General features: G+C 70.3%; 12 protein-coding genes and 1 tRNA gene. 7 read left to right on the top strand and 6 right to left on the bottom strand.

Annotation, left to right across the window (positions count from 1 at the left end):
* Window positions 1–12 precede the first annotated feature (12 nt).
* Complete coding sequence (locus tag AB8O64_RS21895; protein WP_370420831.1) at window positions 13–681, bottom strand: DUF6255 family natural product biosynthesis protein; 669 nt, start codon at window positions 679–681, stop codon at window positions 13–15.
* Window positions 682–853: 172 nt separating this feature from the next.
* Here AB8O64_RS21895 and AB8O64_RS21890 point away from each other — a divergent pair, with 172 nt between their 5' ends.
* The 5 genes from AB8O64_RS21890 to AB8O64_RS21870 all read left to right on the top strand — a co-directional run bounded on the left by AB8O64_RS21890 (window position 854) and on the right by AB8O64_RS21870 (window position 4,250).
* Window positions 854–2,200 (top strand): hypothetical protein, encoded by a 1,347-nt coding sequence (locus tag AB8O64_RS21890; RefSeq protein ID WP_370420830.1) that lies wholly within the window; start codon window positions 854–856, stop codon window positions 2,198–2,200.
* 24 nt (window positions 2,201–2,224) lie between these two features.
* Window positions 2,225–2,791, top strand: coding sequence for a GNAT family N-acetyltransferase (locus AB8O64_RS21885; protein ID WP_370420828.1), 567 nt, complete (start codon window positions 2,225–2,227; stop codon window positions 2,789–2,791).
* 14 nt (window positions 2,792–2,805) lie between these two features.
* Entirely contained in the window at window positions 2,806–3,369 is a 564-nt protein-coding gene (locus AB8O64_RS21880; protein WP_370420827.1) for a GNAT family N-acetyltransferase, read from the top strand.
* A complete protein-coding gene (locus tag AB8O64_RS21875; RefSeq protein WP_370420825.1) occupies window positions 3,369–4,082 on the top strand; it encodes a YdcF family protein in 714 nt (237 codons plus the stop codon). Before AB8O64_RS21880 ends, AB8O64_RS21875 begins: the two co-directional genes overlap by 1 nt.
* A gap of 95 nt (window positions 4,083–4,177) precedes the next feature.
* Window positions 4,178–4,250, top strand: a tRNA-Arg gene (locus AB8O64_RS21870).
* A 66-nt stretch (window positions 4,251–4,316) separates the two neighbouring features.
* Here the strand turns inward: AB8O64_RS21870 and AB8O64_RS21865 are convergent.
* Complete coding sequence (locus AB8O64_RS21865) at window positions 4,317–4,790, bottom strand: N-acetyltransferase family protein (protein WP_370420823.1); 474 nt, start codon at window positions 4,788–4,790, stop codon at window positions 4,317–4,319.
* A 95-nt stretch (window positions 4,791–4,885) separates the two neighbouring features.
* Here AB8O64_RS21865 and AB8O64_RS21860 point away from each other — a divergent pair, with 95 nt between their 5' ends.
* Window positions 4,886–6,055: a winged helix DNA-binding domain-containing protein gene (locus AB8O64_RS21860; RefSeq protein WP_370420822.1), complete on the top strand. Its 1,170-nt coding sequence runs from the start codon at window positions 4,886–4,888 to the stop codon at window positions 6,053–6,055.
* Between the two features lie 3 nt (window positions 6,056–6,058).
* On the opposite strand, the gene AB8O64_RS21855 is transcribed toward AB8O64_RS21860, so the two are convergent.
* Both AB8O64_RS21855 and AB8O64_RS21850 read right to left on the bottom strand, forming a co-directional pair.
* Window positions 6,059–6,475, bottom strand: coding sequence for a VOC family protein (locus AB8O64_RS21855; RefSeq protein ID WP_370420820.1), 417 nt, complete (start codon window positions 6,473–6,475; stop codon window positions 6,059–6,061).
* A 60-nt stretch (window positions 6,476–6,535) separates the two neighbouring features.
* Entirely contained in the window at window positions 6,536–8,017 is a 1,482-nt protein-coding gene (locus AB8O64_RS21850; RefSeq protein ID WP_370420818.1) for an MFS transporter, read from the bottom strand.
* A 99-nt stretch (window positions 8,018–8,116) separates the two neighbouring features.
* Here AB8O64_RS21850 and AB8O64_RS21845 point away from each other — a divergent pair, with 99 nt between their 5' ends.
* The gene (locus tag AB8O64_RS21845) at window positions 8,117–8,824 is read left to right on the top strand and encodes a TetR/AcrR family transcriptional regulator (RefSeq protein WP_370420816.1); all 708 of its coding nucleotides are present in this window, start codon (window positions 8,117–8,119) and stop codon (window positions 8,822–8,824) included.
* 299 nt (window positions 8,825–9,123) lie between these two features.
* Here the strand turns inward: AB8O64_RS21845 and AB8O64_RS21840 are convergent, their stop codons facing one another.
* Together AB8O64_RS21840 and AB8O64_RS21835 are read right to left on the bottom strand one after the other, a co-directional pair.
* A complete protein-coding gene (locus tag AB8O64_RS21840) occupies window positions 9,124–10,464 on the bottom strand; it encodes a M64 family metallopeptidase (protein ID WP_370420814.1) in 1,341 nt (446 codons plus the stop codon).
* 194 nt (window positions 10,465–10,658) lie between these two features.
* A complete protein-coding gene (locus AB8O64_RS21835; RefSeq protein ID WP_370420812.1) occupies window positions 10,659–11,921 on the bottom strand; it encodes an alpha/beta fold hydrolase in 1,263 nt (420 codons plus the stop codon).
* Between the last annotated feature and the right edge of the window lie 203 nt (window positions 11,922–12,124).

Genomic DNA, 12,124 nt, shown 5'->3' with positions numbered 1-12,124 from the left:
GGCGGGTCGCTGTCACGCCCCACCGGGCCGTTGCCCCCACCACGCCGGACGCCGGACTGTCCGCGACACCACCCGAGCCGCACTGCGGTCCGCCCGACGAGCGCTCCCGACCGGAGTGACCACCTGAGGCAGCCCCGGAGGCCGCAGCGCCCCGTACTCCGTGAACCGCACCACCCCGCACGCCCCGCAGCGGGCCTCACCACCTGTGTGCCTCCACCCCGCACCGTGCCCGCACTCCCGCGAGAGAACCGCCACGGTCACTGCCCCTCCTCCAGCAAGTGCGACGTCCGCCGATGCCGACGCAACGCGACCAGAGCATCCCCGGCCTCCACCTCGTCCTCCCCCGCCACCGCCTCCCGCCACGCAGCCGTCAACTCCGCACACTCCCCACAGCCGAGCAACGGCCTGGGCCCCACCGGCCAGAGACCCGCCGCCACCCGCTCCTCCCGCGTCGCCAACCGCAACACCGAACACGGCACCTCCCACTCCAGCCCACCCCCCGGACGCCGCACCTGCACCCGCCGACCCGCGTTCCCGATCACCTGCGCGATCCGGTTCTCCCGCGTATCCATCACGAACGCACCGTTCCTGTACGTCATCGCACTGAAGCCTCTCCGAGTTCCATGGGGTCCCGTCCCGGCCCGCACATCGGCGGGGCCCCTGCAGCGTGTCCGTCGGCATGGGTCCATCTCCACCGTCATTTCGACCCCGAATTTTCCTCAAGGGGCGCGACGTGACCTCGAATCACCCCCATATCGCCTTCACTTCGCCCAAAGGACGCTCTTTGCCGGGGCGTTGGGCGCGTTCGCCGTTACCGTCGGAGTCACGTGCTGGACACCTAGGAGGGGGCACGATGCGCACGCTGCTCCGGGCACTTGTCGACCAGCGGGAATGGCAGACGTACGACGTCTTCCGCCTTCATTTCGAGCGGGCTGCCAGTGAACTGGCGGAGATCGAGAACAACCCGGGGCTGGCCAACCTCTCGGTGTCCGACAGCACGTACCAGCGGTGGTACTACGGATCGGGAAGACCCCACCCGGGGTCGCGTCGCGTGCTCCGCCATCTGTTCGGGTATTCAGTCGATGAACTCTGGGCCGCGGAATCGGTTCCTGTATGCCCGGCTGACGAGGTCAGCGCGTCTCACACCGAGCACTGGGCCGGCCCCGGCACGGACGACCTGAACGAGATGGGGAGGAGCGCGGCTATGGCTGCACGACGTGCGATGGCATTCGCCATGGGAGCCGAGCGAGGCGAGGTCGGCCCCGAGACGTTGGGGTTCCTCCAGGACCAGGTCCGCCGAATCGCGGAGACCTACGTCCGGGTCCCTCTGGGGACGATCCTGGATGACCTCGTGGATGTGCAGGATGAGACCTTCCGCCTGCTGGAGAGCGGTCGAACCAAGCCTTCGCAGGCCCGCGACCTGTATCTACTGGCCGCACTGGCGTCCGGAATGCTCGCCAAGGCCGGACACGACCTCGGGGACCCGTCCTCGGCCATGATGCAGGCCCGTACGGCTGCCGTGTGCGCCGACAAGGCAGAGCACAAAGGTATGGGCACATGGGTACGCGGACTCCAGTCCCTCATTTCCTACTGGGCCGAACGCCCCGAGGACGCGCTGCACTACGCACGTCAAGGAGCCGCCATGGGTGAAGGCTTGCGCGGCAGCGTGAGCGTGTGGCTGGCAGGCCTCGAAGCCCGCGCGGCAGCGCTCCTGGGCGACGAGGACATCGTGCGCGCGGCCAGCGAGCGCGCCTCTGACCTGCGCGACCAAGTGATCCCCGACGACCTCGACGCACTTGGCGGACTTCTCGTGTTCCCGCAGATCCGACAGGACTATTACGTGGTCGAAGCAGAGGTACTGATCGGCGACGGCGATTCTCAACTGACGGAGCGCGCTGAGCGAGTAGTCCACGGCTACAGCGACATCAGTGATCCACACTGGGCCTTCAGCGACGCGGCTGGGGCACAGACGAGCCTGGCGCTGGCACGCCTCCACCATGGCGACCTGGAAGGTACTGCCGAAGCCATGCGGCCCGTGCTTGACCTCCCTGCCAATCGACGCAACGCCGGAATCATCTACTCCGCTGAACGCGTACGGGAAGCCCTGCTGCGCGGGCCGGTCCGCAACGCGCTCGCGGCTCGGGAAATCCGCGAGGAGATCGCGATGTTCCGCCGTCCCACGCTCGCCCTGCCTCGCTGAATCGTGGGAGTAAAGTCCCCTGCCATGTATCCGGTCAACCGCGTCAGCCAGCGGCTCGCTCTCCGTGAACTCACCCACGACGACGTGGACTCTGTGCTCGCGATCTACGGCAGCGCAGAGGTGACCGAGCACCTTTCGTTCACGCCTCGCTCGCGGGACGAAGTCGGTGGGATCGTCACTCGATCCATCGCCTCGGCAACGGCGACTCCACGCGATGAGTACGCACTCGCGGTCGTCCAGCGTGACACCAACAGGCTGATCGGCTTCGCCCGCCTGGCCACCGACCCTCATCAACAGCGCGCAGCCACTATTGGCTTCGCCCTGCGCACCGACGCATGGGGAGTGGGATACGGCACCGAGACGGTCCGGCTACTGCTCGCGCTCGCCTTCGTTGACCTCGGCCTCCACCGGATCTGGGCAGCCCGTTCTCCGCTGAACATCGCATCGGACAAGACGCTGATCACAGCGGGTATGACAGAGGAAGGAAGGATCCGCGGACACGTCCAGAAGAACGGCGTCTGGAGGGACTCCATTACCTACTCGATCCTCAGCGAGGAGTGGGAGGCTGGGCCTTTCGCGCGTGACGCGTAGAGGGAGCGCAGTGCGTGGAACGGGAAACGGTCACAGTCGAGCCCGTGGACGGCCGGGCCGCCGCGCAGGTCGAGGACGCCTTCCAGTTCGTCTACGCCGAGGTATTCGCCGAGCCGCCCTACCGCGAGACGGCAGCCGATGTGAAAGCGACCTTCCGGCGCTTCCGCTCGCAGACCCGTCAACACACCTTCCGAGGCGCTCTCGCCCACACCGGGACGGGCGAGCCGGTGGGCATCGCCTACGGCTACAACCTGGGCCCCACCACAGGCTGGTGGGATCAACTCACCGCACCCGTGCCTGACGAGATGCGCCGCGAGGACGGCCACCGGACCTTCGGACTGATGGAGCTGGCCGTACGCGCGCCCTGGCGCGGGCGCGGCATCGCCCGCCGACTGCACGAAGCCGTGCTCCAGGGCAACGACGCCGAGCGCGTCTTGCTGAACATCCACCCCGAAAGCGAGGTTGCAGTCGCCGCGTACCGCTCCTGGGGATATCGGAAGATCGGCGACGCCTACCCCTGGGAAGGCGCGGATCTTCATGATGTACTCCTGCTCGACCTGACCGATTGCGGGCGCTGATGGCTGCAAGGATTCGCGCAGGATGGGATCCGCACCCCACCCGCCTCACGCTCGATCGGGTCGACCGGCGCCAGTGGCGCGACGCCCAACTGCTCTGGGACTACCAGCAGCTCGGTCACGCCTTGCGGCCCTGTTCCGCGGCAATCGTCCTCGGCAGCCATGATCTCGGGGTGGCGACAGCCGCCGCCGGTCTCTACCGCGCCGGTCTGTTCCCCGTTCTTGTCTTCAGCGGTGGCAACAGCCCGGGCACCGCAGCCCGCTTCCCGCGTGGAGAGGCGGTCCACTACCGCGAGCACGCGCTGGGCCTCGGCGTCCCGAGCGAGGTGATCGTGCTCGAGACGAAGGCCGGGAACACCGGGCAGAACATCACGTTCTCCCGCGAGGCGCTGCGCACGGCCGGGGTCCAGGTCGAGACGGCCATGCTGGTATCCCTGCCGTACATGGAGCGTCGCGCCTATGCCACATGCCGCAAGGTCTGGCCCGAGATCGACATCGTCTGCGCGTCAGCCCGGATGAGCTTCGGCGACTACGTCCAAGGCATCGGCGACGCGAAGCTGGTCATCGACACGATGGTCGGCGATCTGCAGCGGGTGATCGAGTACCCGAAGCGCGGCTTCGCGATCGAGCAGGATGTCCCGGACCACGTCCACGTCGCCTACGAGCGCCTCGTACGTTCCGGTTTCGACAGCCGGCTCCTGGACCCGTCGCAGTGAGACGGGCGCTGCCCCCACCCCCCGGACGCGGGCCCCGCTCACGGGTGTGCGAATACTCCGGAAAAAATCCTGTAAGGTTGCTCCCGCAACGCCCCGCACTCGTAGCTCAACGGATAGAGCACTTGACTACGGATCAAGAGGTTGCAGGTTCGAATCCTGCCGAGTGCACAGCCCGAGAGGCCCCTTCCGACACCGGAAGGGGCCTCTCGCGTATGCCGCAGCAACAAGGGCAGGCTACGGCCGCCAGACGTAGCGGACGTCCGGCTCGCGCTCCTCGTTCGTCGAGCCGTCCGTGCGCTCCGCCTCCGTGAAGCCGTGGCGTTCGTAGAAGCGGTGGGCGGGGGTGTTGATCTGGAAGGTCCACAGGTCCAGGCCGGACGGGGAGCGCTGCTTGGCCAGGGTCATCAGGCGGTCGCCCAGGCCGCGGCCGCGCCAGCCGGGGGCGAGGTAGAGCTGGTCCAGCCAGTTCTCGTGCAGGACCATCATTCCGACGATCTCCCCGGCCGCCTCCGCGACCCACGTCTCGCGCTCCGGGATCACCACATAGCGGAAGTAGTCGCGGACCTCGTCGTCCGTGTGTGCGCGGCGCACGGTCGGCAGGGCCGCGTCGTACGAGCGGAGCCACGTTTCGGCCGTACCGGCCGCGTCGGCAGAGGTGGCGCGGCGGATCAGGATCTCAACGGCAGCGGCAGGGGCAGGGGTGTCCATGCTGCGCAACCTCTCAGCAAAGCCCTCGCGGCGCACCTGAAATAGCGCCCCATCGAGGACAGGAGCCGACCTACTCCGCCCCTACCCTCTCCCCCATGAAGAGCCACCGCATCAGCGACGAGCAGCGCCGTGCCCGCCTCGGGCGGCGGCATCTGCTCGCACCCGGCCACCGGGCGACCACCGTCGAGGACGCGGCGGACGCCCTCGTCGCCCTGCACGCCACCGACGCCGCGACCGTGTATCTGTCGGCCTGCGCGCGGCTCGCCGAGCCGTCGACGGCGGAGGTGGAGCGGGGGCTGTACGAGGACGTGACGCTGATCAAGCTGCTGTCCATGCGGCGCACCCTCTTCGCCGTGAGCCGGGAATTCGCCCCGTACGTCAGCTCCTCCACGGCGCGGGCGATCGCGGTGAAGGAGCGGGCCGCGTTCGTGAAGTTCCTGCGGGACGGCAGCGACGGGGGCTGGGACGAGGAGCGGCTCGCGCGGACCGAGGCGGAGGTGCTGGAGGCGCTCGGCGCGCGGGGCGAGGCCACGACGGCCGAGCTGGCCAAGGACGTGCCCGCGCTGAAGGAAACGATCGTGGTGTCGCCCGGCAAGCCCTACGAGGGGCGGCAGAGCGTCGGCAGCCGGCTGCTGCGGCTACTGGCCTCGGACGGGCATGTGCGGCGCGCCCGGCCGCGCGGCTCGTGGACCAGCAGCCTCTACCCGTACGCGCGCGTGCCGCAGCTGCCGGAGATCGACGTCCGGGAGGCCAAGGCCGAGGTGGCGCGGCGCTGGCTCGCCGCGTACGGGCCGGCCACGGAAGCGGATCTGAAATGGTGGACCGGCTGGACGCTCGGCGATACGCGCCGGGCGCTGGCCGATGTGGGGGTGACGGGCGTCGAGTTGGCCCACGGGGCCGGGGTCGTGCTGCCGGACGATCTCGACGACGAACCCGCCGCCGAGCCCTGGATCGCCCTCCTCCCCGGGCTCGACCCCACCTCCATGGGCTGGCGCGGCCGCGACTGGTATCTCTCACCCGATCACGTACCCGCCCTGTTCGACCGGGCGGGCAACGTCGGCCCGACCGTCTGGAGCGACGGGCGCGTCGTGGGCGGCTGGGCGCAGCGGGCGGACGGGGAGGTCGCCTGGCGTCCGCTGGCGGACGTGGGCCGCGAGACGGCCGCCGCGATCGACGCGGAGGCCGCCCGGCTGGCCGCCTGGCTGGGCGGGGTGCGGGTCACGCCCCGTTTCCGCACTCCCTTGGAGCGGGAGCTCAGTGCGTGAGCGTCACGCCGGCGTCGGCCGCGACTCCGGCACCTCGGCGTACGGCTTCGTCATGAACTCGATCGCGCAGGTGCCGCCCGGGTCCAGCAGGTAGATCGAGCGACCGCCGTAGGCGAGGTTGATCTGTCCCTCGGCCTTCATCGCCGGGTCGGCCCAGAAGCGCACCCCGCGCTTCTCGACCCGGCCGAAGATCGCGTCGAACTCCTCCTCGGTGACCAGGTACGCGAGGTGGCTGAGGTTGATGTCCTCCGGGGCCACCATGTGGTCCGCGAAGTCGATGCCGACGCCGTTGGACGAGGTGATCTGCGTGAAGTGCGCCCAGTCGACGGGCGCGTCGGCGCCCAGCAGTCCGGCGAGGAACTCGGCACTCTCGTGCCGGTCCTTGACGTGGACGATGATGTGGTTCAACTCCAGTGCCATGACGTTCCTTCCTTCAAAACACGCGGACGTGCGGACGTGAGGAGGAGCAGGGGGAAGAACTCACGATCGTTCCGTACGGTTCCCGCCCGGCAGGGCCAGCGCCCCGAGCGCCGCGCACGCCGTGAACACGGCGGCGATCAGCAGCGCCCTGCCGTAGCCGTCGGTCAGCGCCACCCGCAGGTCCTCGTGGGCGGCCAGCCGGCCGGCCGTGGTGTGGGAGGCGACCGTGGCCAGCAGGGCCAGGCCGATCGCGCCGCCCACCTGGCGGGAGGTGTTGACGAGGCCGGAGGCGAGGCCGGCCTGGGCCCGGTCGGTGCCGCTCGTGGCGGCGACGGTGGCGGGCATCATCGCCAGGCCCGCGCCGAAGGTCGCCAGGGTGAACGGCACGACGACGTCGGTCGCGAAGCTCCCGTCCGCGCTCAGCCGGGAGAGCCAGACGAAGCCGACGGTGCTCAGCGCCATGCCGGTGACCAACAGCGGCCGTGGTCCGGTACGGGCGATGACCCGGGTGGCGAGCTGGGCGCCCACGATGATCGCGATCGAACCCGGCAGGAAACACAGGCCGGCCTTCACAGCGCTGTGGCCGAGGATCTGCTGGAAGTAGAGGGAGAGCAGGAACCACATCGAGAAGGTCGCCGCGCCCATACCCAGCACCACCAGGTTGGCGACGGCCAGGGTGCGGCGGCGCAGGATGCCGAGCGGCACGAGCGGGTGGGCGACCTTGGCCTCGATGGCGAGGAAGGCGGCGAGCAGTACGGCCGCGGCGGCGAGCGGGCCCCAGACCGCGGCCTCGCCCCAGCCGTGGGTCTCGGAGGCGATGATCCCGTAGACGAGGGCGGTCAGGCCCCCGGTCACGGTCACCGCGCCGGGCAGGTCGAGGCGGCGCAGCCCGCCCTCCCGGGCCGTCGCCCGCGGGACGTAGACAAGGGCGGCGGCCAGCAGGGCGACGCCGATGGGGACGTTGACGAACAGCACCCAGCGCCAGCCCGCGTACTCGGTCAGCACTCCGCCGACGACGGCGCCCGCCGCGCCGCCGGCCGCCATGACGGCACTCCAGGCGCCCATCGCCCGGGTACGGGCGGTGGGTTCGGTGAACGTCGTCATGATCAGCGTGAGGGTGGCGGGGGCGAGGATCGCGCCGCCCAGGCCCTGGACCGCGCGGGCGGCGATCAGCAGGGCGCCGCCCTCGGCGAGGCCGCCCGCGAGGGAGGCCACGGTGAAGGCGGCGAGGCCGGTCATGAAGGCCCGCTTGGTGCCCACGAGGTCGGCGGCCCGGCCGCCGAGCAGCAGCAGCCCGGCGAAGGCGAGGGCGTAGGCGTTGACGATCCACTGCTGGCCGGCGGCGCTGAGGTGGAGTTCGGCGCGCATGGCCGGGAGGGCCACATTCACGATCGACACATCGAGGACGACCATGAACTGGGCCGCGCAGGCGATGACGAGGATCGCGGCGGGGGAACGGGGCGTGCGGGACGACGGGGACAAGGCGTCGGCGGGCCCTGGTATCGGATGCGTCGGTGGTGACTGGGCGGCGGCTGTGCGCATGGCGGGGCGTCCTCACAACGGATGGCGGCACCCGAAAGTAGAGGTGCTCTAAAAATGTAGCACCTCTAATTCTGGCGGGGGAGCGGTTATCCTGAACGCATGACGACGGCCCACGCCCACACCGCCCCCGACGCCACGCCCTGCGCCGCGCCCCCGGCCGGGCTGCGCGGCCGCAAGCGGGAGCGCACCCGGCGCGCGATCTCCGAGGCCGCTTTCCGGCTGTTCGCCGAGGAGGGGTTCGAGGCCGTCACCCTCACCCGGATCGCGGCGGCGGCGGAGGTGGCACCCGCCACCGTCTTCACGCACTTCGCCTCGAAGGAGGACATCTTCTTCGGGCGCGGCAGCGAATTCGACGCGGCGCTGCCGGAGGCGGTCCTGCCGGCCGCCGACAGCGCCGAACTCCTCGACCGGCTGCACCGGTTCTACGTCGACTGCTACGGGATGGTGCTGACCGAGGAGAACGACTCCCTCGGTCAGGCCCGCGTCTTCGCCCGCATCCTCCTGGGCAGCCCGGCACTCCGCCGCAGCTATCTGCCCGTCTCGCGCGCGCGGCGGCGGCTCCTGCTGGAGCTTCTCGTCGAACGCGCCGGACGGAAGGCGGAAAGCCCGGAGGTCCGGGCCGAGCTGGAGCTGTTCGCGTCCTTCGCGAACGCCGTCCGTGAGCAGGCCTTCGAGGCCCTGCACGCGTCGCTTGCCGCGGGCGAGCCGGCTTCGCGGACGCATGAGGTGATCGCCAGCGTGCTGGCCTGCGGCTTCGATCGGCTTGCCCTCGCGTATGGCGGCTGCGCCGTCTTGGATGCGGGCTAGGGTCCGGCCGGCGGATCTTCGACTACCGGCCCGTCTTGCCGGCTGCGGGCCGTCTTGCCGCCTGCGGCGGCGTGCACCTCTCGCCTGGCCGGCGGATCTTCGGCTACCGGCCCGTCTTGCCGCCTGCGGCGGCGAGCGCCCTTCGGGCGCGTCCTCAATCGCCGGACGGGCTTGATTGGCTGGGCTCAGCCTTCAGCCCGCCCGGCGATCGGGGACACAACACAGCGCCCGTCCGGCCCTTGAGGTCACATCACCGCAGCCCCTCCGGCGATTGAGACCCCGTCCGGCCCGGATCGGTCCTAACCCGTCACCTTCCACGTCAGCGAGCCCGACAGCCGCTTGCGCAGTTCCGGGTCCACCACCGCGTTCGTGCGGTCGACGGCCTTGGCCGTCAGGGTGTGCGTCTTGCCGTCCGGCTTCACGCCCAGGGAGCGCGGTGTCACGCTCGTCCGGCCCCGGCCCGCCTGGACCTCGTGGCCGTCCACGTACCAGCGCACGGTCGTGGTCGCGGCGGGCAGCCGGACCGTGACCTTGTCGCGGCCGCCGACCTTGCCGGACGTGCTCGTCGTGCTGGTCAGCACCTTCGCGTGGCGGTAGAAGCCCGCGATCATCGCCTCGCGGCCCGGCAGGTTGAACTCACGCCCGAGCGACCGCATGATCGAGTCGTCGGTGGGGCGGTAGAGGCCCTTGGGGTAGTAGCCCGCGCCCTCGAACGCGCCGACCTTGCCGCCGTCCGGCGAGGTCTTGCCGATCCAGCGGTACCACTTCTTCTTCTGCGCGGAGAGTTGCGCGGCGGTCAGCTTGCTGGTGTTGACACTGTCCGGCTCGGCACCGGTGTACGTGCCGTACTCCTCGTACTGGTACTCGTCGGCGAGCTTGCCGAAGGAGTGACCCGTCTCGTGCACGGCGACCTGGTCGGAGTCGTCGTTGTCGGACGAGGCGGTGGCGATGCCGTCGTAACCGACCTTGGAGACGATGTCGTTGTAGCCCGCGCCGCCGTACTTGGTGGAGTTGGACAGCACCACCACCAGGTCCGCGGCGGGCGCCTTCGCGGCGTACGACTCGACGCGGCCGGTGTCGACGCACAGCAGCCGCTCGATGCCGTCGCAGAAGAAGCGGGACTTCAGCGCGGTGTCCTTGACGACACCCTCGCCCGGGTCGCCGGAGACGCCGGACTGCCGCGAGACGGCGTCGACGGCCCAGACGTTGAAGAGCTTCTTGTACGAGGCGTAGGGCTCGACGGCCGACATCTTCGCCCACTTGGCGCGTACGTCGGCGTGGAAGTCGCCCTGCTGGGCGGCGGTGTAGCCGTCGCCGATGAAGACGACGTCGACCTTGGTCCGCACCGTTCCGTTGCCGATGACCTTCGTGACGGCACCGTCGCCCGCGGCCGAGGGGCGGAGCGACTGCGGCGGGGTGGTGGAGGCGGGGACGGTGGTGTGGCGGGGGTGGCCGCCGGGGCCGGTGAAGTACTCGACGTGCTGGGTACGTTCACCCTTCGGCTCGGGTGCCGCCGCCTTCGACGCCTTCGTGGACGTCTTGGTGGACGCCGTCGTGGCCGTCGCGGTCACCGTCGTCGCCGTGGCGGCCAGCGCGGCCGTGAGGGCCACGCCGGCCGCGAGGGATATTCGTCTGCGCATGGGGGGTCCTCCCTGAGCCCGCCACTTAAATGGCGGGTTAAGTCGCATTGAGGTGCGGCTCAACGTAGGGGCTCAGAGGGACCCAAAGCAATGGATGAGGCTGAAGTTACCAGTGTGACGAACTATGTGACGAACCGTGAAACCGGCCGCCCGCCGGAGGCCTCGTTCGGGCCGGGCCACCGCCGTGGACCGCGCTACGCCTCGTCCCGTACGAGCCTCAACAGCCGGTCCAGCACCACGCGTCCGCCCGCCCGCACGCCGTCGTGCTCGTACTCGTCCGTGACCCACGTCCGCAGCCCCGCGATCGCGCGCGCGGTGCGCAGCGAGTGCGCGGTGTCGACGTAGAGGTCGTCGTGGTAGATCGCGGCTGCCACGGGGACGGTGTTGCGGGCGAGGCGCTCGGGGTCGTAGAGGGGGGTCCAGCCCCGGCGTTCGGCGAGGAGTTCGGCGGTGTGGCGCAGGGGGCGCAGGGCCGGGTGTGTGCGCAGCATCCAGGGGTGGACGCTCTCCCCGGTGAAGAGGAAGCGCGCTCCTGGCTCGATCCCCCGTTCGAACTGCGGGTATTCGCCCCTCACCCGATCGGCTGACCAGTGCGTCGCGCGCTCGTCCTGGGCATAGATGGCCTCATGGAGGATGGCGTAAAGAGGGCTGTCGGCGTGGGAGAGGACCGCCGCGACCTGTTCGGCGAAGGCGTCGGACAGCCGCGGGCCCGCGACGGTGTCCACGAAGGCGTCCTCGAGGAGGTAGTGCAGTCGGTGGGAGCCGTCGCCGGTGCCGAGGAGGATGCCGAGTTGCTGGAATGCCGGGACCGTGAGGAGGGTGCCGTCGGGCAGCACCTCCTCGTGGTCGGCGAGGTGGCGCGCGATGCGGCGGGCGGCGGCCTCGTCGCCGGGGTACCGGGCGTAGTGCGCCAGCGACTTGCGTTCCATGCGCGGGTAGGCCGCGCGGTAGACGGTGTCCGCGTCGGCGTCGAGGGACGGCAGACCGCCGGTGATCAGGACCTCGGCGAGCCCCTCGGGCGCGTACGAGAGGTAGGTGACCGCGCAGAAGCCGCCGAAGCTCTGCCCGAGCACGGTCCACGGCCGGCCGCCGGTCAGCCGGGCACGGATCAGCTCGCAGTCGCGGACTATGGAGTCGGCGCGGAAGTGCGCCAGATACTCGGCCTGTTCGGCCGGGGTGCCGCGAAGCGGGAGGGTCTGCCGGGTGGCGGGCGTGGAGCGGCCGGTTCCGCGCTGGTCGAGGAGGAGGACGCGGTAGTCCTCCAGCGCCCGGTCGAGCCAGCTCTCCCGGCCCACGGGCCGCCCGGCCCGGCAGCCGGGTCCGCCCTGGAGGTAGACCAGCCACGGCAGTTCGTCGCGCTCGCGGCGCGTGGCGACGACCTCGCGGGCGTAGACGCGTATGTGTTCGCCGTCGGGCACACGGTGATCGAGGGGGACGTCGAAGAAGTGGTCCGTCATGACGAGACCGGGCTGTCGGACGACCCCCGTACCCGTGGTATCTATCGATTCCGCCGGTCCGGCCGTCCGCGCGGCAGCAGCCGCCTTCCCCAGGGTTTCCGGCATCATCCGTCCTCACGTCAACTCAAACAGATTTAACTCACGACTTAAGTCACGGCGTAACTTACCGAGGGGCACAAGTGGCCGAGAACAGCACCCACGGC

The organism is Streptomyces sp. QH1-20, assembly GCF_041283565.1.
Classification (GTDB): domain Bacteria; phylum Actinomycetota; class Actinomycetes; order Streptomycetales; family Streptomycetaceae; genus Streptomyces; species Streptomyces syringius.
Note: the sequence above shows the minus strand (reverse complement) of the source record. Positions and strands in the feature narration are given on the sequence as shown.